Origin of the sequence: Candidatus Enterococcus myersii, from assembly GCF_017316025.1 — a bacterium.
Taxonomy (GTDB): domain Bacteria; phylum Bacillota; class Bacilli; order Lactobacillales; family Enterococcaceae; genus Enterococcus_C; species Enterococcus_C montenegrensis.
The window spans coordinates 12,819-36,741 of the sequence record NZ_JAFLVT010000006.1 but is presented as its reverse complement, the minus strand read 5'-3'; the positions used below and the strand labels follow the sequence as shown (position 1 = coordinate 36,741).

General features: G+C 38.0%; 21 protein-coding genes. 14 read left to right on the top strand and 7 right to left on the bottom strand.

The features are described from left to right. Nucleotides 1–30 precede the first annotated feature (30 nt). Entirely contained in the window at nucleotides 31–915 is an 885-nt protein-coding gene (locus JZO76_RS04110) for an SPFH domain-containing protein (protein WP_242595786.1), read from the top strand. Between the two features lie 55 nt (nucleotides 916–970). Here the strand turns inward: JZO76_RS04110 and JZO76_RS04105 are convergent, their stop codons facing one another. After that, a complete protein-coding gene (locus tag JZO76_RS04105; RefSeq protein ID WP_206902913.1) occupies nucleotides 971–1,669 on the bottom strand; it encodes a hypothetical protein in 699 nt (232 codons plus the stop codon). A gap of 417 nt (nucleotides 1,670–2,086) precedes the next feature. Here JZO76_RS04105 and JZO76_RS04100 point away from each other — a divergent pair, with 417 nt between their 5' ends. After that, nucleotides 2,087–2,719, top strand: a complete 633-nt coding sequence (locus tag JZO76_RS04100; protein ID WP_206902912.1) for a FusB/FusC family EF-G-binding protein — start codon at nucleotides 2,087–2,089, stop codon at nucleotides 2,717–2,719. A 153-nt stretch (nucleotides 2,720–2,872) separates the two neighbouring features. Here the strand turns inward: JZO76_RS04100 and JZO76_RS04095 are convergent, their stop codons facing one another. Further along, nucleotides 2,873–5,869, bottom strand: a complete 2,997-nt coding sequence (locus tag JZO76_RS04095; RefSeq protein ID WP_206902911.1) for a YhgE/Pip domain-containing protein — start codon at nucleotides 5,867–5,869, stop codon at nucleotides 2,873–2,875. Nucleotides 5,870–6,017: 148 nt separating this feature from the next. Between JZO76_RS04095 and JZO76_RS04090 the strand changes: the two genes are divergently transcribed. The 4 genes from JZO76_RS04090 to JZO76_RS04075 all read left to right on the top strand — a co-directional run bounded on the left by JZO76_RS04090 (nucleotide 6,018) and on the right by JZO76_RS04075 (nucleotide 9,334). Beyond that, complete coding sequence (locus tag JZO76_RS04090; RefSeq protein WP_206902910.1) at nucleotides 6,018–6,626, top strand: TetR/AcrR family transcriptional regulator; 609 nt, start codon at nucleotides 6,018–6,020, stop codon at nucleotides 6,624–6,626. Nucleotides 6,627–6,807: 181 nt separating this feature from the next. Beyond that, nucleotides 6,808–6,957, top strand: a complete 150-nt coding sequence (locus tag JZO76_RS04085; RefSeq protein WP_206902909.1) for a hypothetical protein — start codon at nucleotides 6,808–6,810, stop codon at nucleotides 6,955–6,957. A 304-nt stretch (nucleotides 6,958–7,261) separates the two neighbouring features. Beyond that, on the top strand, nucleotides 7,262–8,692 hold the full coding sequence (locus JZO76_RS04080) for an alanine/glycine:cation symporter family protein (protein ID WP_206902908.1): 1,431 nt from the start codon (nucleotides 7,262–7,264) through the stop codon (nucleotides 8,690–8,692). A gap of 255 nt (nucleotides 8,693–8,947) precedes the next feature. After that, entirely contained in the window at nucleotides 8,948–9,334 is a 387-nt protein-coding gene (locus JZO76_RS04075) for an MmcQ/YjbR family DNA-binding protein (RefSeq protein WP_242595775.1), read from the top strand. Nucleotides 9,335–9,389: 55 nt separating this feature from the next. Here JZO76_RS04075 and JZO76_RS04070 read toward each other — a convergent pair whose 3' ends face one another. From JZO76_RS04070 to JZO76_RS04060, 3 genes are all read right to left on the bottom strand, one after another. After that, nucleotides 9,390–9,953: a hypothetical protein gene (locus tag JZO76_RS04070; protein WP_206902907.1), complete on the bottom strand. Its 564-nt coding sequence runs from the start codon at nucleotides 9,951–9,953 to the stop codon at nucleotides 9,390–9,392. Nucleotides 9,954–9,983: 30 nt separating this feature from the next. After that, nucleotides 9,984–10,625 carry a hypothetical protein gene (locus JZO76_RS04065; protein ID WP_206902906.1) on the bottom strand — a complete coding sequence of 214 codons (642 nt, stop codon included), beginning with the start codon at nucleotides 10,623–10,625 and terminating at the stop codon, nucleotides 9,984–9,986. A 250-nt stretch (nucleotides 10,626–10,875) separates the two neighbouring features. Further along, entirely contained in the window at nucleotides 10,876–11,736 is an 861-nt protein-coding gene (locus JZO76_RS04060; RefSeq protein WP_206902905.1) for an AraC family transcriptional regulator, read from the bottom strand. Nucleotides 11,737–12,324: 588 nt separating this feature from the next. Between JZO76_RS04060 and JZO76_RS04055 the strand changes: the two genes are divergently transcribed. The 3 genes from JZO76_RS04055 (at nucleotide 12,325) to JZO76_RS04045 (ending at nucleotide 15,541) form a co-directional block, all read left to right on the top strand. Continuing rightward, nucleotides 12,325–13,404: a Gfo/Idh/MocA family protein gene (locus JZO76_RS04055; RefSeq protein WP_206902904.1), complete on the top strand. Its 1,080-nt coding sequence runs from the start codon at nucleotides 12,325–12,327 to the stop codon at nucleotides 13,402–13,404. A 49-nt stretch (nucleotides 13,405–13,453) separates the two neighbouring features. Next, entirely contained in the window at nucleotides 13,454–14,422 is a 969-nt protein-coding gene (locus tag JZO76_RS04050; RefSeq protein WP_206902903.1) for a sugar phosphate isomerase/epimerase family protein, read from the top strand. Nucleotides 14,423–14,509: 87 nt separating this feature from the next. Beyond that, complete coding sequence (locus JZO76_RS04045; RefSeq protein WP_206902902.1) at nucleotides 14,510–15,541, top strand: Gfo/Idh/MocA family protein; 1,032 nt, start codon at nucleotides 14,510–14,512, stop codon at nucleotides 15,539–15,541. A 105-nt stretch (nucleotides 15,542–15,646) separates the two neighbouring features. Here JZO76_RS04045 and JZO76_RS04040 read toward each other — a convergent pair whose 3' ends face one another. Both JZO76_RS04040 and JZO76_RS04035 read right to left on the bottom strand, forming a co-directional pair. Further along, nucleotides 15,647–16,324, bottom strand: a complete 678-nt coding sequence (locus JZO76_RS04040) for a type 1 glutamine amidotransferase domain-containing protein (RefSeq protein WP_206902901.1) — start codon at nucleotides 16,322–16,324, stop codon at nucleotides 15,647–15,649. Next, on the bottom strand, nucleotides 16,321–16,659 hold the full coding sequence (locus JZO76_RS04035) for an ArsR/SmtB family transcription factor (protein ID WP_206902900.1): 339 nt from the start codon (nucleotides 16,657–16,659) through the stop codon (nucleotides 16,321–16,323). The genes JZO76_RS04040 and JZO76_RS04035 overlap by 4 nt, the downstream gene beginning before the upstream one ends. A gap of 252 nt (nucleotides 16,660–16,911) precedes the next feature. Here JZO76_RS04035 and JZO76_RS04030 point away from each other — a divergent pair, with 252 nt between their 5' ends. The 5 genes from JZO76_RS04030 to rsmG all read left to right on the top strand — a co-directional run bounded on the left by JZO76_RS04030 (nucleotide 16,912) and on the right by rsmG (nucleotide 23,338). Further along, nucleotides 16,912–17,928, top strand: coding sequence for an NADP-dependent oxidoreductase (locus JZO76_RS04030; RefSeq protein WP_206903059.1), 1,017 nt, complete (start codon nucleotides 16,912–16,914; stop codon nucleotides 17,926–17,928). Nucleotides 17,929–18,192: 264 nt separating this feature from the next. Beyond that, the gene (locus tag JZO76_RS04025; RefSeq protein WP_206902899.1) at nucleotides 18,193–19,044 is read left to right on the top strand and encodes a PRD domain-containing protein; all 852 of its coding nucleotides are present in this window, start codon (nucleotides 18,193–18,195) and stop codon (nucleotides 19,042–19,044) included. Further along, entirely contained in the window at nucleotides 19,041–20,909 is a 1,869-nt protein-coding gene (locus tag JZO76_RS04020) for a beta-glucoside-specific PTS transporter subunit IIABC (protein WP_206902898.1), read from the top strand. Before JZO76_RS04025 ends, JZO76_RS04020 begins: the two co-directional genes overlap by 4 nt. A gap of 12 nt (nucleotides 20,910–20,921) precedes the next feature. Further along, nucleotides 20,922–22,352, top strand: a complete 1,431-nt coding sequence (locus tag JZO76_RS04015) for a glycoside hydrolase family 1 protein (RefSeq protein WP_206902897.1) — start codon at nucleotides 20,922–20,924, stop codon at nucleotides 22,350–22,352. A gap of 272 nt (nucleotides 22,353–22,624) precedes the next feature. Then, complete coding sequence (gene rsmG, locus JZO76_RS04010; RefSeq protein ID WP_206903058.1) at nucleotides 22,625–23,338, top strand: 16S rRNA (guanine(527)-N(7))-methyltransferase RsmG; 714 nt, start codon at nucleotides 22,625–22,627, stop codon at nucleotides 23,336–23,338. Nucleotides 23,339–23,923 lie beyond the last annotated feature (585 nt).

The window sequence follows — 23,923 nt, the reverse complement described above, 5'->3', positions numbered from 1 at the left end:
ATTGGTTTAATTATTTTAATTTTGTCGCAAATGATTATTATCGTCGAGCAAGGGGAAGTTAAAGTAGTTGAAAGCTTTGGGAAGTATGTGAAATCGCTTGATCCGGGTTTACATTTTTTGATCCCCGTTTTGTACAACGTCAAGCAGCGGGTTTCTTTAAAACAAATTCCGATTCAAATTGATCCGCAAAGCGTAATCACAAAAGACAATGTTATCGTTGAAATTGATGAAGCGATTAAATATCACGTAACCGACGTCCGTGCTTTTGTATACGATAACCAAAATTCTGTAGTTTCCATGATCCAAGATTGTCAGTCTAATTTACGGGGTATCATTGGGAAAATGGATTTAAACGAAGTCTTAAATGGGACCGAAGAAATCAATGTGGCGCTATTTGAAAGTGTCAAAGATATTACGGCGGGCTACGGCTTGTCCATTGACCGCATTAATATTGGGGAAATTTCAGTTTCCGATGAAATCGTGAATTCCATGAACAAGCTCATCACAGCTAGCCGCGACAAAGAATCCTTGATCACAATTTCAGAAGGTAAAAAACAATCTGTCATTTTGGACTCTGAAGCCAAAGCCTCTGAGATGGAAATTGATGCCGCCGCGCGGGCCAAGCAAACCAAAATTGATGCCACTGCCAGAGCGGAGCGCATTAAAATCGATGCCGCTGCTGAAGCCGAACGCATTCGTGTCGTAACAGAAGCTGAAAAACAACGTATTAAAGAGATCAACCAAGCCATCCAAGAGAGTGAATTGGATGAAAAAATGTTATCTTATTTAGGCATTGAAGCCTTTAAACACGTGGTGGAAAATAATCACAATACGGTTATCCTACCAAGTAACTTAACGGAAATCGGCAATATTCCAGCCATTAAACAAGTTTGGGACGCAACCGATAAAAAATAAAGCAAAAAAGTGATGATACGTCTGGGTATCATCACTTTTTTTGTCTCACACTTATTTAAGCTTGTAAATCCCGATGGAGCTGAATGGTATTTTTGGCCCAATTTATTTTGTCTAAGCGATAAGGAAAATCACCGGATACGGTGTAACTTCCTGGGGTGGGAACATTTATTTTTTGCATGCGGGCGTTGCCTTTGGCCAAATAACCTGTACCAAGTTTTAACATATCTCGTAAGCCGAGATTGCTTTTGGTGTGCTCTTTGACTGTACCAAAGTTTTGCGTAATAGCGCTAAGACTGGGCGTGACGGTCTTCCATTTCATAAAACCAATCAAATCTTCCTGGCGGCTAAAAACGTCAAAAGACTTATCTTCGTCAATTTGATAGCTAATATAGGCATCAATTTCTGTCAAAGACAACTTTTGCGGACCTAATAAAAATTTTTGGCCGTTTTTTAAAGCGGTAAAATCTTTTTCAACTGTAATCGTTAAGGTGCCATCTGTATCCAGACCGGCTTCTTTAATCGCGGCTAATCCCTCTTCTTTTTTCAAGATGAAGTATTTTGTTACCGACTGAGAAAATGCAACCGAGAAGTATTTTAAAAAATCAGTGATCGAATTTTTAACATACAATTCTCCCAAGGTAATGTTGTGGAGCATGATTTCAGGACTAACGCGCCATAAAGAACCCTTATCCTGCAAATCATAAACAAAAAAAGTTGAAAAAATACCGTCATCAAAAATAAATAAAACTTTCATGGGCTTCCTCCTTATACAGTGCAATTTATTAAAATTCCGTCTTATTGCTTGGAAGTTAAACGAGTTTCTAAAGCTTTTCTAATTGTCTAGCTTTATGAACTAACTCTCGGCAACAATAAGCCAAACTCTTGAGAAATTTGAAGAACAATTTATCAAGAGTTCATCTTATTGCTTGAGAGCTGACCAAGTTCCTAAAGCTTTTCTATTTCTACTCTATCAATTTTTTTCTTTTTTGACTACCGGCGTAGGGCCGTTGCTTTTTTTAGAAAATGCGGGTATGATAACGAAGATTAGAACAAGGTGGTGGTCACATGATACGATTTGTATCTTCTGTACGCACAATTGGCTGGCAGTTAGACTGATGGCGCAGTTGTGACTTTCTTCTGCGCATCAGCGGTTTGGAGAAAGGAAAATCTTATGAATTTAGAACCTTATCAATTTTTTGCTTTAGCAAAAGACATCGACGATTTGATTAATGTCTATCAATCCGTCAATGACAAACAAACAGTCAACGCCGTACAGGCTTTAACAACTGAAAAAATTAATACCATTTTGCCGGAAGATTCTGCAAAAAAAGCAGCATTGGTGCAATTTATTTTAAATCCACATTTGACAAAAGCCGCAGCTGAACGTTATTTAAACGAATTAAAAGAACAAGTGACGCCTTTTGTTGCGCCAAGTGCTAAACAAGTGGAAAAAGTCTTTCGCAAGACGAAAAAATTGCGTTTACCAAATTTTGACGCGATGGATTTAAAAGAGCACACCTATATTGGCTGGAACGATCCGGGACAGCAGCAAAAATTTATGCTGTATTATGAAAATGGTGCCCTAAAAGGGTTAAAAGGCAATTTTTCTAGTAATATTTTGAAAAATGTTTGTTCCATTTGTCATAAAACTAGTGAAGTGGCGCTATTTTTAGCCACGACTAAAAAAGGCGGCGACGGTACGTATACCAAACGTGGTAACTATATTTGCGTCGACAGCAACAAATGCAATCATCAACTTTACGATAAGCAACAGTTGCTAGATTTTGCTAACAAAGTAAAATAAAATTTCAGTTTACAATTTATAAATTTTAAAAGACAGAAGGAAAAATCCTTCTGTCTTTTTATTAGCCTTTTAGCTGGTTTCACTGTAAAAAAGTGGTAGCAATAACTTAAATTTATCCGCTAGACCATTTTCATAGATTCACACGCCCGCTTTTTAAACTTCGGACATTTCTTCATCAAAAGTGCGGGGATCTTTTTTCTTTTTGGTAAAAAAGGCGATCATCAAGAGATTGCTGATTAGGAATAACCCGATAAACAGGCCGGTTTCAACTAACAGTGAGCCTCCGATGGAGATGCCTTCGCGTAATGCGCGAATGGAATAAGTCATTGGTAAAAACGGATTTATAACCCGATAAAATGCGCCACTTAATTCGATTGGATACGTTCCACCAGAACTTGCCAATTGAATGATCATAAAGATAAGCATTAAAAATGAACCAAGTTTTCCTAATAATAAATTGAACAACGTGACGATCGACATAAAGGTCAGGGAAACGAGGATGCTAAACAAAATCACTTTGACTGGCTGTAAGACAGTCATACCTAAAAAGACGGTCAAGACGAAATACACCATTAAAGCTTGAAAAATTCCGACAGCGCCTAAAATCGAGGCTTTACTTGCCCACCATGCGAAACCACTTGTCGGTTTTTTCTTTGGTGTAAAAGTATCAAACAGCAAGTTAAATGTAATGGTTCCAATGAATAAGGCGACAGACATCATGTAAGGCGCCATTGCCGTCCCATTATTTGCTACTGAGTCAAAATCTTGGTGAATAGTGCTTACAGGCTTGGCCATGGCATCAGCTGAAACTTTCTTCGTGTTGATTTCTTTTATTTTATCAGCACCACTAGCCAATTGATTGCTCACTTCCTTTAGCCCACTTCCGACTTTTCCTAAAGATTGCTGTACTTGTTTTTCACCTGTAGCAAGTTGGAAACTGCCTGTTGAAATTTGTTGTGCGCCACTGTCTAATTTTTGCGCACCTGAAATTATGCTGCCGCCATTTGCTGCTAGTTGTCCAGTTCCATTCACTAATTGTAAGGAACCATTTTGTAAAGCAGACACGCCACTACGCAAAGTAGGCAGCTTTTGCTGTACTTGATTTAAGCCAGCTGTTAGTTGGTTTGAACCATGGGTAAGCGTGGCTGATTGTTGCTGCAAGCGCTCAGTTCCACTAGCCAATTGTTTTGCGCCTTGGGCTAATTGATTGACCCCGCCACTTAGAACAGGAACTTTTTGTTGTAAATTAGCGAGCCCGTTTGTTAGATTTCCAGCACCCTGATTAATTGTTTGTCCTTGTGCTGCTAATTTTGTGGCACCTTGTGTGAGCTGTTCACTGCCAGTTGCTAATTGCTGAATACTTTTCGTGAGAGTTGGCATATTTTTATTTAATGCTGCTGTACCTTGGTCAATTGCTTGGATGCCTGGAACAACTTGATTGGCAATATCGTAAAGTCCCTGCACAGATTTATTAATTCCGTTACTAGCAGTAGCGCTGACTTGGGTCAATTGATTTGCACCAGTTTTCAAGTCAGCTATTTGCGTAACAGGAATTTGTTGGACGGCGGCAAGGCCACTTGTTAGTTTTTCTAAAGCTTGTTTTTGAACTGTTAGTGAAGCAAAAAGTGGTGTCGTATCGATTGAAAGCTGATTTGCGGCCTGCAAAGTTTGGCTATCTTGTTGTTGCATCGTTGTTAAGACCAAGTCCTTTTGTTCTTGGGATAAAGTCACACCGCTTGTGGCTAAGGCAGCAACGATGGCATTTGCATTGGTTGTTAAATCTGTTTGGTAGTTGGCGCTAAGATTCTGTTTTGCAGTTTCGATTTGCTGATTAATTCCAGCAACATTTTCTGATACGCTATTTAACTGATTAGAAAGTTCTGCTACAAGGTCTGTGACCTGTGCAATATTTTCTAGACCGCTTAAATCAGTTGTGGCCAATGTTTGAGCAACTTGCGCAAGATAGCTTTTCACGCTATCGGTATAATTTAAAAGCTGATTTTTTTCTGCCACTGACATTTGCACAGCACTTAAGCTAGCTGATATTTTTTTAGTTCCTTCGTTTAAAGCTTTTACTTGTTGAGGCAGTTGTTTCGTTTTTGAAGCTAAACTCTGCAGTCCCGCTGAAATTTGCTGTGTGCCGTCGCTGACGGATTGTACGCCATTTGTGTATTGACCTAATCCGTTTTGCAACGTTTGCGATCCAGCGCCTAATTGCCCCACACCTGTCGTTAAACTGGGAATATTTGTAGCAAATTGATTGATTCCGCGGGTTAGCTTTTTAGATCCCTTTGTAACAGTGCCGACACCATTTGTATATTGTAAAACGCCGGTGGCAAGTTTTTTAGAACCATCGGTCAGTTGACTGATCCCACCGGTTAGCTCCGGCACTTTACCCGCTAAAGTCGCAATGCCGAGATTAAGTTTTTTAGCGCCGGTATCAACTTTTTTAGCGCCGGTGACATATTGTTGCAGACTTTTATTTAATGTGTGGCTTCCATCAGAAAATTTTAGTGAACTAGCAGCTAGTTTTGTTAAATTATCTGAAAGTGTCTGGCTGGCAGTATTTAATTTGTCGGTTCCTGCTGCTAATTTTTTGCCGCCTGCTGCTGCGCTTTGCATACCAGTGCCGGCTTTGCCAAATTGTGAAAGCAATGTTTCGCTATACATTTGGGTTACTTGACTGGATACTTGATTTTTTATTTGGGCCATCGCGGAATCTGACATTTTAGCCCCAGTCAAATTAGTACCCTGAGAGGTTTGATACGTAATTTCCATATCCTTTGGCTGCTTAGTTAAGATTGTCGTTGCATTTTTGGAAAAGTTTGCCGGAATCGTCACGATCATATAATATTTTCCTTTTTCAATTCCCTTTTGTCCCTGTTCTTTGGAGACAAAATGAAAGTCTAATGCGTGTGTTTGTTTTAATTTAGTGGTTAAATTTTTACCAATGGCGAGTTGTTTGCCTTGATAGACAATTGGTTGATCTTGATTAACCACCGCAACGGGCAAATGATCAAGATTTCCGTAAGGATTCCACAGTCCACCTAAAAAGATGAGGTTGTATAATGCTGGGATCAAGCCAATTATCCCCAAGACGATTAAAAGAAATTTATTTTTGATTAACGCGCGCCATTCTTGTTTTATCATAATTTTGCCTTCTTCCCGATTTAATTCTGCTCACAATAAAAGCAAAACAACAACGTGTTGATTTGTGAACTTGGAAATTATATAATCGAGTAGAAAGATAGTCAACCAACAGATTTTTAGCTTTTGTCGATTTGAGAGGAAGAATACGATGGCAGAACAAAATTTAAAAAAAAAGCAAACAAAGAAAAAAATTTATCAAGCATTGATTAAATTGTCTAAAACAAAATTTATTCGAGATGTGACGGTTTCAGAGTTGTGTCGCACAGCTGCAATCAATCGCTCAACTTTTTATTTACATTATCAAGATATTGATGATCTGATTTTGGAGTTAGGGGAAGGCAATATTCACTTTTTCGTCGAAAGTGTCAAAGATAAGAAACTTTCTCCAAGTACAATCGATTTATCTGGTAATCAAACTGTTTTTATCGATTATAAAGATCTCGTCGAAACAATCAAACATGCCGAAAATGAAAAAGAAGTTGTGATGATGCTCTTAGGCAAACATGGCGATCCGCATTTTGCTACCGAGTTAAAAAATGCCATTCGTGATCTGCTGTCGTATTTTCTGCAAGATTATTACCCGCAGCTAAAAAGTAAGTTTCCCAATGTACCAGATGATTATTTAGCCATTATTCTCTTTGATACATCTGCTGAAATCATTTTGTACTGGATGGAAAAAGGCATGCAAGAAACACCAGAAAAAATCAGTGAAATCATTTCCGCTGCCCGTATTGTAGGACCAATAAGCCTTTTGTAAAGCGATTTAAACAAGAAAAACAATAAAAAAGCAGGGATAATTAGCTGCCTTAGGGTTATTTAAGGCTGGCAGGTTGTTTCGTTGTCATCAGCTTCATTAATTAGCAGACAGCTCATTTTAGCTATATTTAGCACTAGAATATCTGCTATATTAAAAAGAAATTGATCGTAGGGGAGAAAAAATGAAAAATACTACCAGTGAAATTATTGGACAAAATGATGGACCAACAGATATTTTAGTGCCGGGGTCAAATTTTATTGTGCCCGTCATAGTTGCTGTAATTATCGCAGTTGCGGTGATCGGTTTTATGCTTTATCGGAGGAAGAAATAAGCGAATACATAAGCAAAAAGCAAAAATTGCGCCAATAATATTTTTAAACTGTCGAAGGTTCCGCTAAAAAAGCAGGTTCGACAGTTTTTTTATTTGTGTTTACCCCGTAAAACCCCGAACATTTCCGCTACATTTTGACAAAAAAAATCATCAATGGGTGGAAAGTCAGCTGAAAACCTGTTAAAATGGCAAAATATTCAGATTATTGAAAAAATAAAAAGGTTGTTGTTTTCGTCGGTGAAAAAGTAAAATCGTCACAAGTTAGTGGAAAGTTTGAGGGTTTATCGTTAAAAGGGGGAATGAAATGGATAAGGTGTTAGTAAAAATTAACGATATTATTTGGGGAGCGCCCATGATTTTATTGATTTTGGGGATTGGGCTGATTTTGACGGTTGGTTGCCGTTTTATTCAGCTAAAAAAATTGCCCTTGGCGTTGAAATTCATGGTGCAAGATGAAGAGGACGGCAAAGGGGATGTTTCGAGTTTCCAAGCGTTGTGTACAGCGCTATCTGCTACTATTGGTACAGGAAATATCGTCGGAGTGGCAACTGCGATTGTTGCCGGCGGTCCTGGGGCGTTGTTTTGGTTGGAATTAGCAGGGCTTTTGGGAATGGCAACGAAATACGCAGAAGGATTACTAGCCGTGAAGTACCGCTCTTTTGATACGGACGAAAAAGCATTAGGCGGCCCTTTTTACTACATCGAAAAAGGGTTAGGAAAAAAATGGCGGCCACTTGGCAAGGCCTTTGCCTTATTTGGTATTTTAGCGGGGCTGTTAGGTATTGGTACTTTAACGCAAATTAACGGTATTACTTCTGCTGCTGAAACTTTTTTTGATCCTGATAAAAATCACAGCTTACAATTATTTGGCAACAATTATTCTTGGGCGGTGATTATTTCGGGGTTATTGGTCACAATTTGTGTCGCCGGTGTTTTAATTGGTGGGGTCAAGCGCATTGCCAAAGTTTCAGAAATTATTGTCCCGGCAATGATCGTTTTATATGTGAGTTTATGTCTGTGGCTGATTATTTTAAATGCGGACAAATTACCTGGTGTGATTATTTTGATCTTCCGCAGCGCCTTTGGTTTTGAGGCAGCTGCCGGCGGAGCATTAGGGGCGATGATGATCGCTATGCAAAAAGGAATTGCCCGGGGAATATTTTCCAATGAATCTGGTCTAGGCAGTGCGCCGATTGCCGCAGCTGCCGCGCGGACCAAAGAACCTGTGCGACAAGGCTTGGTTTCTATGACCGGTACATTTATCGATACGATTATTGTTTGTAATATGACGGGCATGGCGATTATTTTAACAGATGCATGGAAAATAGGAAAAGATGGCGCGGCAGTCACCATTTACGCCTTTAGCCAAGCGTTGCCGATTTCTGAGGCGGTTGTTTCTTTCTTGTTGATGATTTGTTTAATGTTCTTTGCTTTTACGACGATTTTGGGCTGGAATTATTATTCAGAGCGTTGTTTGGCATATCTCTTTAATACGAATAAATTTGCTAATCCTTTTAAAGTTTTATACGTGGCAGCTGTTTTTATTGGCCCCTATTTGACCGTTTCAGCGGTGTGGACACTGGCAGATATTTGTAACGGCTTGATGGCTTTTCCAAATATCATCGCGCTGATTTTTTTAAGCCCGGTGGTCGTCAACGAAACCCGCCAATTCTTTGGCACTAAAAAAGCAGCAACACCGCTTTTGGCACCTGAACTTTCTTTGGATGAAGAGTGAAATCAAGTAAAAAAACACCTTCTTAAAGAAGAGGGTGTTTTTTTAATTGTCGGCAAAGCAAAAAAATTTCACCAGAATAAATTGTTTTATTACAGGTTGGTAAAATCAATTTTACAAATGAACCTTCCAAAAAATAAGGGAAAATTACCCAAAACTTGCGATACAATTAAAAAAATCTCCCGCTCATTTTTGCGAGCTGAGGGCAGTTTGCGTATCTTTTGGTATACTGGAGAAAAAGGGCAGGGAGGTCAGATGATGTCTGTAAAAAATCGAATGGAAAAATTCAAACAGTATGGCGAAAGCCTGCCACAAGCCAAAGTCTATTTTCGCCAAGATTGGGGCGTTTATTATTTTGATATTATGGGGAAAATGTTTGGCATGATGAGTCCTGAACAAACAGAAAAAGCCATTATCACGTTAAAGAATGATCCTGCTAAAAATGAAGAGTTACGGGAGCTTTATCCCGACGTGATCATTCCTGGCTATTATGCTAATAAAAAACATTGGAATTCTATTTATTTGGCAAGTCCGCTCTTAACTGAGGATGAGATTTGCAATATGATTGCCGCTTCTTACCAGCTGGTCGTCTGTAAATTACCCAAAAAATTACAAGCACAAATTACGAAAGAAGATAAAAAATAAAAAAACCTTGCTAGCAAAATGGTGCCCAGTTCCCATTAGTTAGCAAGGTTTTCTTTTAAAGATTGAATTGGAACAAACAGTAGGCCAGATAAAAGGAAAAAAAGCTACAAAATAACCGGAAAACGGCACTTATTTTTGCAAATACCAAGATGTTACGATCGTTTTTTGTAGGGAAAATAATAACCATTAAAGGATTATCGGGGTGTTCTTGTAAATAATTTTCCCAAAATGTCTGTGATTTCCTGCGATCAGGTAAAATAAGTGTGATTATTGCCATTAAAAATAGCACCAGGCCTATCCTAAAATAAAACCCTGAAGTAGAAGGGGTGAATGCAATGACGCAGGTTATACCAAAAACCAGAAACAGCACCAGGTACAAAGCAACTATGATTTTGCTATTAAGCGAACTAGCAGAATAGATGCGATAATAACTGAGCAGGTTCGCTCTGCGAAAGGCTAAATCTTTTTTTGATAAGTCAGGATAGGTCTCTTTTACAATTTTATTTTTTCGTTTTGTCGCAGAAGAGGTCAGTAATCTTTCGATGAAAATTAAAAGTACTGCTAGGCAGACACTAAATAAATAGGCTCCAACTATGATGGGAGAGTCAAAAATTGGCACGATATTACCTCAAATCTGATAGGATATTTTTTAATTTATAGCTTCTAGCATGACGTCTTGTTGTTCGTTTGCTACATTACCAGCATAGTTTGGCGTAAGTAGTGAGAGGCCGCCTTGATTATTGGCAATCAAATACAAGGTATTATTTAAATACTGTCCTGAACCTTTGGCCAAAGTTATTTGTGTATTTACTTTAACGGTTCGGATTGAATTATCAGCATGGGAAAAAACACGGATTTCTTTTGTTGGAATTGTTGTGACGTTTGCTTCATATTGATTTTTAGTAGCATCAAAGGTAACGGTGGTCGTCGTTTTATTTGTCGCAATAGTAATAGCAGGTGGCACATTCATACCTTTTAAATTAAAGGTAACTGGTGTCGCAAATTGTGTAACATCCACGCCATAACTCGCGGCATTTTCGTTAGCTTCAACTGTCTCACTCGAGCTAGTATTTGTACTAGCGACAGCTGTTTGCTGTGTTGAAGATTGCGTTTGTGTTTTCGTTGAAGAAGAAGTTACTACTTGGGAACTTTCGGAGCTATCGTTATTTTTTGTTGAACTCATAGAAATTGTAGAATCGCTTTTTTTGTTATTTTGACCACTGGCACAACCAGCTAGCATGAAAAGTGTTAAAGAAGTGATAGCAGTGAGTGCCAAGATTTTTTTAAACATGAAATACCATCCTTTTGTTTATTAATATTGCCAAAGCACTTTAATAAGTAAAACAATAATAAAAATTTATTAATTACAATTGGCGTTCCTTATTTTAGAACAATTAGATTAAAAAAGATGTCATAAATTAAAAATATTTCCTTATAAAAACATAATGGTTATATAAGTATGTTGTTATTATAAAAAAATAAAAATTTTGAAAATTTGAATACAAAGTGTTTTATAACCAATTAAGTTATGGATTTGTTCCCTAGGTTAATTGCTTTTGATACTGCAAAGGAGCACAGCCAACGGTTTTTTTGAAAACATGATGGAAGGTTTTGACGTTGGCAAAGCCAGCTTTAGCCGCGACATCACTCATGGGCAACTGTTCTGTAGCTAGTAAAAACTTGGCCTGCTCGATGCGATATTCTTTCAAATACTGAGAAAAGGGCAGTCCCACCTTTTGTTTAAAAAAGCGGGAAAAGTATGTTTGACTAAAGCCCACCTGTTTAGCTGCAGCCGCTAACGTGATAGGAGAGTCAAAATTGGCTTCAACATATTCAAAAATTTGATCCAATAATTCGAGAGTTTCACGACTTTTCAGATTTTCTTTAGCAGTATTTTGTTTTACATTCGGTTTTTTCGGCAGTTGATATAAGGCATAAATAAATTGCGTCAAAAGCCCCGTCACACCGTATTGCCACCCCTCGTTTTTTTCTTCGTGACAGTTAAAAATTTCCCGTAACAGCCGATTCAGATTTTTTTGTGCAGTAAGGGGCCACTGCTGACTGTAATTGGGAGTCTCATCAAAAAGCTGGAGTAACGTGCGATCGGAAGCGACGCGGTTATTTTGTTCATAAAAAAAACGCAGATCAAACTGAAAAACAATACGCTTACTATCCGGGGAAGCGAGGAAAAAGTGGGGCTCGCCACTGGGAAAGAAAAAAATCTCCCCTTCTGCCAATTCAAAAATTTCCCCAAAAGCCCCCAATTTCACTCTCCCCGTCAAACAATAAATCACTTCAATTTCTTTGTGCCAATGAGGATAGACAATTTCCCAACCATCATTAATAAACGTCCGAAAAGGAAAAGCACTATGTAATTCTGGTATTTCAAGATACAAACTCATAATTTTCTCTCACTTTTTTAAAATTTTGACTATCCGAATTTCTGATATTTTTGAAAAAGAGCTAAAGGCTACCTTTCGTTTTTCTAGATTCAGCTACAAAAACGAGCTCTCTAATACAATAAGCTAGAATTTCGAGAAATTTGAGGGGCAATTTATCAAAATTCCATCTTATTGCTTGTGAGCTAAACGCGTTTTTGAAGCTTTTCTTTTTAATCTAGCTACGCAAACTAGTCTTTCAAGAAATAAGGCGAACTTTTCAAAAATTTGAAAAACAATTTTCGCAAATTCCGCGCTTATTTTTTAAAGACTGGCAAGTTTGCTCTGCTTTTTATTTTGTCTAGCTGCAAAAACGAGCTCTCTACGACAATAAGCTAAAATTTCGAGAAATTTGAGAAGCAATTTATCAAAATTCTATCTTATTGCTTGTGAGCTAAACGCGTTTTTGAAGCTTTTTATTTTAGTATACTTTATTTATTTTTTTTAAAAGATAAAATGTGGGAATTTTTAGTTACGGATGCGGGAAGAATTTTGTGTGGTTGTTTTTTATAATGAAGAAAATAAAACGTTTCCAACAAAGGAGAAATAATTATGAGTTTAAAGGTTGGCATTATTGGCTGTGGTGGGATTGCTGAGGGTAAGCATTTACCCGCTTTAGCTAAAATTCAGGAAGTTGAGCTAGTTGCTTTTTGTGATTTGATAAAAGAGCGCGCAGAAAAAAACTGTGAAAAATATGGGAGTGAAACGGCCCAAGTCTTTACGGATTATAACGAGATGTTGGCTTTTTCTGATTTGGATTTAGTGCACGTTTTGACGCCAAATAATTCTCATGCCCCTATTTCAGTAGCGGCGATGGAAGCCGGGTGTCATGTAATGTGTGAAAAACCGATGGCTAAAACTGCCGCACAGGCAAAGGAAATGGTGGCAGCGGCAAAAAAGACTGGGAAAAAGTTGACGATTGGCTATCAAAATCGCTTTCGTAAGGATGCCCAATATTTGCAAGAAATTTGTACAGAAGGAGAATTGGGAGAAATTTATTTTGGGAAAGCTCATGCAATTCGCCGGCGGGCTGTCCCGACTTGGGGTGTTTTTCTAGATGAAAAAGCGCAAGGTGGCGGACCTTTAATTGATATTGGAACCCATGCTTTGGATTTGACTTTGTGGATGATGGATAATTATGAACCAAAATTTGTCGTGGGTACGGCCTATCGCAAATTAGCGGAGCTTGAAAATGCGGCAAATGCGTGGGGCGCTTGGGATCCACAAAAATATAAAGTGGAAGACAGCGCATTTGGTTTTATCACCATGAAAAATGGGGCCACCATTTTCTTAGAAGCAAGCTGGGCGTTAAATTCTTTGGATGTTAAAGAGGCAAAGACAACATTGTGTGGCACAAAAGCTGGCGCAGATATGAATGATGGGCTAACCATTAATGGTGAGGATCACAGCACGTTGTATGAAAAGAAAATTGAATTGGAGCCAGGTGGCGTTGATTTTTACGATGGTGCCGCAGATGATCCCGCATATAACGAAGCAAGAGCGTGGATCGATGCCATTTTAAATGACACAGCACCTTTAGTAAAACCTGAACAGGCTTTAGTCGTCACTGAAATTTTAGAAGCAATGTATGAATCTTCGGCGACAGGAGAACCTGTTTATTTTGAACAATAATTTATAACTTTACCAAATTAAAAGAATACAAACCGAAAGGATGATCACAATGAAATTAGGCGTTTTTACCCCCTTATTTAATAATTTAAACTTTGACGAAATGATTGAAAAAGTCGCCAGCTATGGCTTGGAAACAGTGGAAATCGGCACCGGGGGATCACCGGGCTCTGCCCATTTAGATATTGAGCAATTATTAGCCTCCTCAGATAGTCGCAAAGAATATTTGGCTAAATTAGCCGATAAAGGACTGAGCATTTCGGCTTTAAGCTGCCACCACAATCCAATTTCACCAGTGGCGCAAGTGGCAAAAGAAGCGGACGAACTTTTACAAAAAACCATTAAATTAGCTCAGTTAATGAACGTACCAGTGGTCAATGGTTTTTCTGGTGTTGCCGGCGGGAATGCAACGGATACGCAAGTAAACTGGCCGGTTTTACCGTGGCCAACAGAATATAGCGACAGCTATAACTATCAATGGGAGCAAAAGTTAATTCCTTACTGGCAAGAAATTAATACTGTCGCTGAAAGTGCTGGCGTGAAAATTGGGATTGAATTACACGGTGGTTTCTTAGCCCATACCCCTTACACGATGTTGCGTTTGCGGGAAGCAACGGGCAAAGCAATCGGCTGTAATTTAGATCCCAGCCATTTATGGTGGCAAGGCATTGATCCAGTCGCGGCAATCAAAATTTTAGGCAACGCGGGTGCTATTCACCATTTCCATGCCAAAGATACATTTTTAGATCAAGATAATATTAATATGTACGGCTTAACGGATATGCAGCCATACGGCAATGTTAAAACTCGTTCGTGGAATTTCCGTTCTGTTGGTTGTGGTCACGACTTGAAAGTTTGGTCTGATATTGTTTCTGCTTTGCGTTTGCAAGGTTATGACTACGTATTGAGCATTGAGCATGAAGATCCGTTGATGTCAATTGATGAGGGCTTACAACGGGCAGTCACGAATTTACGCTCGGTCATGATTTGCGATACACCAACTGATATGTGGTGGGCGTAAATTACAATGCGGATTACTAGGAAAAAAAGGCGGACAAAATAAGACGTTGTTGTGGTAAAAAGACGTCAAAAGAAAGTGAGTGCAAAAATGAAACAATTACAATTTGCCATTATTGGGTATGGCGGAATGGGTTCTTACCACGCCACGACCATCATGCCGCAATCACAAGAACTTGTGGCGATAAAAGGTGTTTACGATCTATTACCCGAACGCAATGAAGCAGCAAAAGCAGACGGTTTTTTTGCTTATGGGAGTTTACAGGAGCTCTTAGCAGATGAAAAAATCGAGGCAGTTTTAATCGCAACGCCTAACGACAGTCACAAAGACTTGGCGATTGCGGCTTTAAAGGCAGGAAAACACGTCGTTTGTGAAAAGCCAGTGGCGATGAATACAGCAGAATTAGATGAAATTTTAGCGGTGGCAGAAAGTGTCGAAAAAGTCTTCATGGTCCACCAAAACAGACGCTGGGACCCAGATTTTTTATTAATTCGCAAACTCTATCAAGAAAAACCACTGGGAGATTTATTCCAAATTGAATCAAGGGTTCAAGGAGCAAACGGTATTCCCGGCGACTGGCGTCATTTGAAAAAACATGGTGGTGGTATGCTCTTAGATTGGGGCGTTCATTTATTTGATCAACTACTTTTTTTAATTGACAGTCCAATTAAATATATTCACACCGACTTAAGTTACATTTTAGGCGATGAGGTGGATGACGGGTTTCATAGTTATTTGACGTTTGAAAATGGCGTTAAAGTGATCATTGAAGTCGGAACGACAAACTATGTCACCTTGCCGCGCTGGTATGTCAAAGGTTTAAATGGAACCGCGAAAATCTCTGACTGGGCGTTAAATGGTGAGATTATAAGGCGTACACAACAGGAAATCGCTGCGCCAAAACCCATTCAAGCCGGTGTGGGCTTAACCAAAACGATGGCACCACCACAAGAGGAGGCCACAGAAAAATTGGCTTTTCCTAAAGTAGAATCCCCTTATCCAAGTTTTTATGCGAATTTTTACGATGTTGTTGTGCATAATGCCGCCCCAATTGTAAAAAACAGTGAAGTTCGCCGTGTTTTATCCTTACTGGAAAGTATTTTAGCAGCAGGAAAAGATTAAAAAAAGTGAGTCCGCTATTTGAGCAGACCTGATAAATTAGCCGAAAGCTAATTTTGCGGTTGCTACAATAGGGACTCATTTTTTTGGTGAGGTAATTTTAACTCTTTAATTCTTAAAATTTTCAAGCAAAAGTTTCGCCACGGCTTTAACAGAAAAAGGATTTTGTCCGGTAATAAATTGTCCATCTTGGAGGGCAAATTCGCTATAGGGCCGCCTCTTTTGAAAATGCGCCCCGCGTTCTTTGGCGACGTGTTCATTTAAAAAGGGCACGACGCTTTTTTTGCCGGCTAAAATTTCTTCACTGGTGGTAAAACCGGTGATTTTTTTGTCTGTAATTAAATAGTTGCCTGCATCATCTTGTAAATTCAAAAGTCCGGCGACACCATGGCAGACAGAAGTTATATAACCACCTTGTTTGTAAATATCTAAGGCAAGTTTGTGCAGGGTATCATTGTTAGGAAAATCCCACATCACACCATGACCACCGGTGAAATAAATCGCATCATAATTTTTGGGGTCGACAACTTCCAGTGGCAGGGAATTTGCTAGCGCCCGCTGTTTAAAGTCGGTTGTATTATAAAAGTCCATGATTTCTTCATTCGTATATTTCATGCTGCGGGGATCAATGGGGACATATCCGCCATTGGGACTGACGTAATCATAAGAAATGCCGTGTTTTTGCAATTCGGCTGCAAATTCAGTGGCCTCACCTAACCATAAGCCAGTGGCATCTTCTGTGTCACCATAATGGGTTGTGTTCGTTAATACAATCAATACTTTCATTTTCTTCCCGCCTTTTCAATAATTTGACTGACGTGACTTAGCAATGCTTGTAATTTATCAATTTCCGTTGTGTCGTGGGATAAGTAATAGTAATTTTTGGTTCCTTCTTGGCGATAATCAATTAAGTTAGCTTGCTTTAAAATTTTTAAGTGATGGGAGACTGCCGGTCGTGATAAATTAGTGGCCGTAGTCAAATCATTCACCCGCAATCCCTCACAAGCTTTATCTTGCAGCAAAGCAATAATAATTGCTTGGCGTTTTTCATCGCCCAATGCGATTAAAAAATCGCTGACTTCGGTAAATTCTTGTTTCAAATTTGTTAAATCAGGGGACATGAGCAAACTCCTTTGGTCGATATTTTTAAACCATTAAACCAAAGGCTTAAAAAAAAGTCAATTTTTTTAACTTAGGAAAAGGGAGAAAATAACGCAGATTAAGGGGTATCTGCCAAAAACTGCTCGGTGAATTTTAGGTGCGTTTCAAATTCTTGACGATAAAAAATTTCTGCGTTAGGCTATTGTCAGTTTTAAATGGTTTAAAAGTTTAAACTAATAAACGACGTGTGAGGATAAATGATGAAAGATACAATGATTGCAGCACAAATTGAAAATTACGGTGAAAAAATTGGTTTAAAAAAGCAGCCAGTACCTAGAATTGGCAAGAAGGACTTACTTGTAAAAGTCATTGCCGCTAGTATTAATCCGATTGATTTAAAAACAAAAGACGGCAAAATGAAGTTGCTCCTTCATTATAAAATGCCGTTAACTTTAGGCAGCGACTTTGCTGGTATTGTGGTGGCGCGAGGGGAACAAGTAAAAAAATTTCAGGTTGGCGATGCTGTTTATGGTCGGGTGCAAAAAAATCGCATCGGAACTTTTGCGGAGTATATAGCTGTAGATGTGAAAGATGTCGCCTTAAAACCCAAAAATCTGACATTTGCCAAAGCCAGCAGTATTCCTTTAGTTGCTTTAACCAGCTATCAAGCCCTACATGAAGTGATGAAAATTAAACCGCAAGACAAAATTTTAATTCAAGCAGGTTCTGGCGGGATTGGAACACTTGCCATTCAATTGGCAAAGCTTGCCGGCGCATACGTTGCTACAACAACGAGTGAAAAAAATCGAACTCTCGTAAAAAGTCTTGGTGCAGATGAGGTAATTGATTATCGTAGTGAAAACTTTGCCGAAAAATTAAAAGACTACGATTTTGTTTTCGATACCATGGGGGGCGATATTTTAAAGGATGCTTTTAAAATCGTGAAGCCTGGCGGTAAAGTCGTGACCTTGTCGGGTACGCCTAATTATGCTTTTGCTAAAAATTATAATCTCCCCTTATGGAAGCAAATGGCTTTAGGGATTGCCAGTTATCCCATTACCAAATTAGCCAAAAAAACTGATGTGTCCTATGACTTTTTATTTATGCGGCCAGACGGCAACCAACTAGCTGCATTAACCAAACTAATTGAAGCAAAACAATTACAACCAATCATCGACAGCGTTATTTCCCTAGCCGAAATTCAAAAAGCCGTCGATAATTTAGCTTCTGGGCGCGCCAAGGGGAAAATTATTTTAGCAGTGGATGAAAAACTGGCACAAACTATATAAAATAACTATAATATATGTATTGTTTGTTTTTTTATAAAAGAGATTTTAAAGAGTAAACTGTATTGAAATACTGATGAAAACGTTGACAAGTGCTTTTTGATAAAGTATATTGTTATTGTAGAAATAGAAAAGAGAATCAAACTATAGCGCTGTAGTTATAGTTATGAGTATGTTACTGAATATAATCAGGCAGAACTCAAGAATTACGAGATACTTTATGTATTTTGTAATTCTTGGGTTCTTTTTTCTGGAAAGGAGGAAAAAATGAGAATCAAACAAATTTTAAACAACAATGTTGCTTTAGTTAAAAGAGGGGGACATGAAATTTTTGTAGTTTCTAAAGGCATCGGATTTAAAAAGCAAAAAGGACAGCTAGTGCGTGATGAAGAAGTTGAGAAAATGTATATTCTTGATTCCTTTGATATGTTAGATCATTTTAGCTATTTATTATCACACTCAGATCCTAACGACATTATTTTGATCAATAACATTATTTCCTATGCAGAAAAAGAATTACAATTTCAGGCGAGTGATTATCTTAGCCTAACTCTTTTGGATCATTTGGAATTTTTAATTAAGCGTGTAGAAAAGAAACAATATATCAAAAGCCCATTAATTTGGGATGTAAAAAGATTTTACCCCAAACATTTTCAAGTAGGAATTAGGGCGTTACGCATGATTGAAGAACAAAAAGGGATTCAGTTACCCGATGACGAAGCGGTATCGATCAGTTTACATTTTGTAAACATGGAAGAAAGTAAAATTGCAAAACAAGACAAAGTTAGTGAAATGCAAATTTTGGGCGATATTATTTCGATTATTGAGAAAAATTTCCACGTTAAATTAGACGAAAATTCAACAAACTTTTTGAGGTTCACAAATCATTTACAATATTTTATCCAACGTGTGATGAAAGGAGAATTGCATAACGAAGGAAAAGATACGCTTGGACTTTATCAACAAGTAAGTCAATTGTATCCAGCAGCTTTTAAAGCAGTTCAAAAGATAAAAGTATACATTCAGTCCCAGTTTGATTCTCAGATAAGCATCGATGAGGAAACGTATTTAATTTTGCATATAAGGCGAGTAACGGAACGATTGGAGGAAGAAAAATGAGTTATCAAGATCTAAATACACAAATTTTAGAATTAATAGGTGGTAAGGAGAATATTAAATCTGTAGCGCACTGTATGACGCGTTTGCGTTTTAACTTAAATAATCGCGATATTGCGAAAACAGAGGAAATTAAAAATATTGACGGAGTCGTAGATGTTGTATCTAACGAAGTCGCTTATCAAATTATTATTGGGACCCACGTAACCGAAGTTTATAACGAATTGATGGAAATGATAGGTGAAGATAAAACAACGATGGTAGCTTCAGCTCATCCTAAAAATCTTAAGGGATTTGTGCAGTCAATTTTAGCAGCAATTTCTGAAACAATGACATCAATTTTGGAGGTCCTAATGGCTGCTGGTATTATTGCTGGGTTTATGGCAATTTTATCATTGACAGGTGTAGTTTCTGCTGAAAGTCCGACTTACATGATATTTGATACATTAAGAGGATCGGTCTTTCATTTTTTACCGGTACTAATCGCGGCTTCAGCAGCTAAACGAGCGAAAATCAATCCTTATTTGGCCATTGTTTTAGCTGTAACATTATTATCATCAAATATTGATGGCGCAGAAAATTTGGCGATTTTTGGTTACAATTTACCAGCTATTGGTTATGCAAATACGTTTATTCCAATCATGTTAGGTGTGTGGTTTTTAGGCCTGGTAATTAAGTATTTGGGAAAACTTATTCCTAAAAGTTTGCAATATTTTCTTGTACCTGCACTTTCTTTAGTAATTACACTACCGGTTGTTTTAGTAGTATTCGGTCCGATTGGAACATGGATTGGAGATGGATTGAACGCATTCTTTAATCTTTTAATGAATACAATTGGCAATTGGAGTGTTGTAGCACTTTATTCTGCAGCACAACCGTTTTTGATTGTGTTAGGCGCCGCAAATTTTGTTTATCCAGTTGTTTTAAATTTCTTAGCGCAATTAGGTTATGATCCAATTTTCAGTGTTGCTTCAACCATTTCAGATATTGCTGTTTGTGGGGCTATGGTAGGGTACTTTTTAAGAGCAGTAAAAGGAAGTAAAGAAAAACAAACTTTTGGCACAGTTGGCTTTAGTGCTTTGATGGGTGTAACCGAACCAGCTGTTTTTGGTGTATTTATGAAATATCGTCGACCATTTTTAGCCGTAGTTATTGGTGGTGGCATTGGAGGGACGATTGCAGGATTAGCGGGTGTAAAAACGATGGGAATGGTTTGGGGACTGACTTCATTACCAACTTATCTTGCTGGTGGCATGCACAATTTTGTCTGGATGATGATTAGCGTTATTGTGTCCTTTGGTGTAGCTACTGCGGTTGCTTATGGTGTTGGAATTCCTCAAGAATCAGAATTAACGGAAAAAAATATTGAAAATAATGAAGTTGCAGTGAGTAATCCAGCATCGCTTAAACAGATGTCTATTTCCCGGATTGCAGAGGGAACAGTTATTCCATTGAATGAAGTAAATGATCAAGCATTTGCTTCTGGGGCTTTAGGTAAAGGTATTGGAATTGAACCAGCAAGCGGAAAAGTTGATGTGTTTTCACCAGTCGACGGAGAGATTACAGTTTTATTTCCAACAAAACATGCTTATGGTATCAAAGGAAAAGATGGAATGGAAATATTAATTCATATCGGTATTGATACTGTCAATTTAGATGGTAAATATTTTGAAAGTAATGTAGCACAAGGCGACTCGGTTAAAAAAGGGCAACTGTTAGGCAGTTTTGATGTAGATAAAATAGTAGCTGCCGGTTTTGATCCAACAGTTATTGTCGTGATTACTAATTCACATGATTATCTAGATGTTATCCCCGCCTCTAAATCAAGTCAATTTGAAGATGGCGTTTTATTAAATATTATTATGTAAAGAGGGGAAAAAATGGCGACTAATTTTTTGTGGGGAGGTAGTATTGCCGCCCATCAATGTGAAGGATCATGGCAAGCAGGCGACAAAGGGCCTGCAATTATGGATTTTGTTACGAAAGGTTCAAAACAAAGCGCCCGAGAAATTACTTCAACTATTCTGAGTGATAAAGAATATCCATCTCATAAAGGGATTGATTTTTATAACCGCTATCAAGAAGATATTGCTTTGTTTAAAGAAATGGGATTTACTGCGTTACGGATTTCAATTGATTGGTCTCGTATTTTTCCAAAAGGAGACGAAACGTTACCTAATCAAACTGGTTTAGACTATTATGAGCGGGTAATTGATACGCTTATTGAAAATAAAATCGAACCCATTGTAACGTTGTATCATTTTGAGATGCCGATTCATTTAGTTCACGCTTATGGATCTTGGGCGAATCGTCAACTAGTGGAGTTCTACTTACATTATTGTGAAACAGTTATGCGACATTTTGATGGAAAGGTAAAATATTGGGTAACCTTTAATGAAACAAACCACCTTGTGCCAGAAACACAAGAGGCGGATATTTTTACGTATCTTGTGGCAGGTTTGAAGTACAGTGAAATGCAAAATCCTGATGAAGAACTTGCAATGATCGGCTATCACATGTGTTTAGCAAGTGTAAAGGCAGTTAGACTAGCACATGAAATAAACGTGGATAATGTTGTTGGCTGCGTTTTTGGATTAAACCCTATCTATCCTGTGAATTGTGATCCCGAAAATGTGTTGAAAGCATATTTAGAAAATGAAGAGGACTACTATCAAATTGATGCAATGTGTAATGGAGCATTTCCAAGATATAAACTCCAAGAATATAAGAAAAAAGGAATAGAAATATTTATCTCAGAAGAAGATAAACAAGATTTTAAAATGGGTAGAATTGACTTTATCGGCTTAAATTACTATATGTCTAGTGTTTCGGCTCCAAAATTAGAAGCTGGTGAAGGAAAATCAATTTTTGGTGGCATGCCAAATCCATATCTTGCGCAGTCAAAATGGGGCTGGGGAATTGATTCAGTCGGTATTCGCTATACCATGAACTATCTATACCGTAAGTATTCACTCCCGCTCATTATCACTGAAAATGGACTTGGGGCTATTGATACGCTTGGTGAAGATAAGACAATTCATGATCAATATAGAATGGATTACCTCACTAAACATATAGATGCTGTTGAAAAGGCAATGAAAGAAGACAACGTAGAATGTTTTGGTTACTTAGTCTGGGGACCAATTGATCTAGTAAGTGCTTCAACGGGTGAAATGAGTAAACGTTACGGGTTTATCTATGTTGATTTGGATGATGCTGGCAATGGAAAGATGGACAGATATAAAAAAGATTCATTTTATTGGTTTAAAGAAACTATTGAGCGCAAAAAAGCTGGAAATGTAAAAAAGTGAATAGAAAGTTCCGTGTAATAAATGCAATAAATTTATTAGTGGGGAATAAAGAATGAAAATTGCATTTGTAGCTGCAAATGTTTTTTCATCCTGAATCTATGAAGCAAAGAACCTAGGGCAAAAGTGATTGCGACTTTTTACCCTAGGTTCTTTTTTTACCTTAAACAAGCCTTTAAAATTCAATTCCTCCCATTGCGAAAAACCTCCATTTGCGTTAAAGTAGAGAAAGCGTGAAACAAAAATTTGTTTCACAAAAAAGAAAGGAAAAGGCCATGTTACCAGAAGAATTTCAGCAGCAGTTGGCCCAAAAAGGCATTGAATTAAGTTCTACTCAAATGCAACAGTTTGAAAAATATTACGAGCTGTTAGTCGAGTGGAATGAAAAAATGAATTTAACGGCGATTACTGAAAAAAAAGAAGTTTACTTGAAGCATTTTTACGATTCGATTTTACTTGGTGTGGCAGTGGATTTAAAAGCAGAGGCTGCTATTTGTGATGTTGGCGCAGGAGCGGGATTTCCCAGCATTCCGCTGAAGATTGCTTTTCCTGGGTTAAAAGTCGCTATCGTCGATTCTCTCAATAAACGAATTACCTTTTTAAATCATTTAGCACAAAGTTTGAATTTGACGGGGGTTGATTTTTATCACGATCGCGCCGAAACTTTCGCGCAAAACCCACAATTTCGTGCCCAATTTGATTATGTCACGGCTCGAGCAGTGGCACGTCTGAATGTTTTAGCGGAATTGTGTCTGCCTTTGGTGAAAAAAGACGGCTTTTTCTTTGCTTTAAAAGCGGCAAAATCAGAGGAAGAATTAGCAGAAGCTAAAAACGCGATTGCGACACTTGGTGGCAAGTTCATTGAAGATAAAGAGCTTGCTTTGCCCAATGGTGATACGCGACACATTTTGGTGATCCAAAAGAAAAAAGAAACGCCCAAAAAATACCCCCGCAAACCCGGCACGCCCAATAAGCAGCCGTTAAAATAGCGGTAAAACGATAACAAAATTGTTTTATTTTGGATAGCTTTTTATCTTTAAACGGCTAAAAAAGCCGGTAATAAGCAAAAAAATGAAAAAGTCAGAAAGCGACTTTCCAATTTTTCCGACTTATTCCTTCTTTTTTAACAAGCCGTTTCAACTTTTATTGTATCTAGTTTCATGAGCTGGAAAAATCGGAGACAAGCAAAAATAACCAACTGACAAAAAGCGTCAGCCGTCTATTTTGTTCTTGTCCCTCATTTTCCGATCAAGCTCATTCAACTTTTATTGTATCTAGTTTCAACGGCTAAAAAATCAGGTAATAAGCAAAAAAATGAAAAAGTCAGAAAGCGACTTTCTAATTTTTCCGACTTATTCCTTCTTTTTTAACAAGCCGTTTCAACATTTATGGTATCTAGTTTCATGAGCTGGAAAAATCGGAGACAAGCAAAAATAACCAACTGACAAAAAACGTCAGCCGTCTATTTTGTTCTTGTCCCTCATTTTCCGATCAAGCTCATTCAACATTTATTGTATCTAGTTTCAACGGCCAAAAAAGCCGGTAATAAGCAAAAAAATGAAAAAGTCAGAAAG

Excerpts from the sequence above, each read along its gene's own strand:
- JZO76_RS04110 (WP_242595786.1), top strand. The coding sequence starts at position 31 with ATGATTATTATCGTCGAGCAAGGGGAAGTTAAAGTAGTTGAAAGCTTT.
- JZO76_RS04105 (WP_206902913.1), bottom strand. The coding sequence starts at position 1,669 with ATGAAAGTTTTATTTATTTTTGATGACGGTATTTTTTCAACTTTTTTT.
- JZO76_RS04100 (WP_206902912.1), top strand. The coding sequence starts at position 2,087 with ATGAATTTAGAACCTTATCAATTTTTTGCTTTAGCAAAAGACATCGAC.
- JZO76_RS04095 (WP_206902911.1), bottom strand. The coding sequence starts at position 5,869 with ATGATAAAACAAGAATGGCGCGCGTTAATCAAAAATAAATTTCTTTTA.
- JZO76_RS04090 (WP_206902910.1), top strand. The coding sequence starts at position 6,018 with ATGGCAGAACAAAATTTAAAAAAAAAGCAAACAAAGAAAAAAATTTAT.
- JZO76_RS04085 (WP_206902909.1), top strand. The coding sequence starts at position 6,808 with ATGAAAAATACTACCAGTGAAATTATTGGACAAAATGATGGACCAACA.
- JZO76_RS04080 (WP_206902908.1), top strand. The coding sequence starts at position 7,262 with ATGGATAAGGTGTTAGTAAAAATTAACGATATTATTTGGGGAGCGCCC.
- JZO76_RS04075 (WP_242595775.1), top strand. The coding sequence starts at position 8,948 with ATGTCTGTAAAAAATCGAATGGAAAAATTCAAACAGTATGGCGAAAGC.
- JZO76_RS04065 (WP_206902906.1), bottom strand. The coding sequence starts at position 10,625 with ATGTTTAAAAAAATCTTGGCACTCACTGCTATCACTTCTTTAACACTT.
- JZO76_RS04060 (WP_206902905.1), bottom strand. The coding sequence starts at position 11,736 with ATGAGTTTGTATCTTGAAATACCAGAATTACATAGTGCTTTTCCTTTT.
- JZO76_RS04055 (WP_206902904.1), top strand. The coding sequence starts at position 12,325 with ATGAGTTTAAAGGTTGGCATTATTGGCTGTGGTGGGATTGCTGAGGGT.
- JZO76_RS04050 (WP_206902903.1), top strand. The coding sequence starts at position 13,454 with ATGAAATTAGGCGTTTTTACCCCCTTATTTAATAATTTAAACTTTGAC.
- JZO76_RS04045 (WP_206902902.1), top strand. The coding sequence starts at position 14,510 with ATGAAACAATTACAATTTGCCATTATTGGGTATGGCGGAATGGGTTCT.
- JZO76_RS04040 (WP_206902901.1), bottom strand. The coding sequence starts at position 16,324 with ATGAAAGTATTGATTGTATTAACGAACACAACCCATTATGGTGACACA.
- JZO76_RS04035 (WP_206902900.1), bottom strand. The coding sequence starts at position 16,659 with ATGTCCCCTGATTTAACAAATTTGAAACAAGAATTTACCGAAGTCAGC.
- JZO76_RS04030 (WP_206903059.1), top strand. The coding sequence starts at position 16,912 with ATGATTGCAGCACAAATTGAAAATTACGGTGAAAAAATTGGTTTAAAA.
- JZO76_RS04025 (WP_206902899.1), top strand. The coding sequence starts at position 18,193 with ATGAGAATCAAACAAATTTTAAACAACAATGTTGCTTTAGTTAAAAGA.
- JZO76_RS04020 (WP_206902898.1), top strand. The coding sequence starts at position 19,041 with ATGAGTTATCAAGATCTAAATACACAAATTTTAGAATTAATAGGTGGT.
- JZO76_RS04015 (WP_206902897.1), top strand. The coding sequence starts at position 20,922 with ATGGCGACTAATTTTTTGTGGGGAGGTAGTATTGCCGCCCATCAATGT.
- rsmG (WP_206903058.1), top strand. The coding sequence starts at position 22,625 with ATGTTACCAGAAGAATTTCAGCAGCAGTTGGCCCAAAAAGGCATTGAA.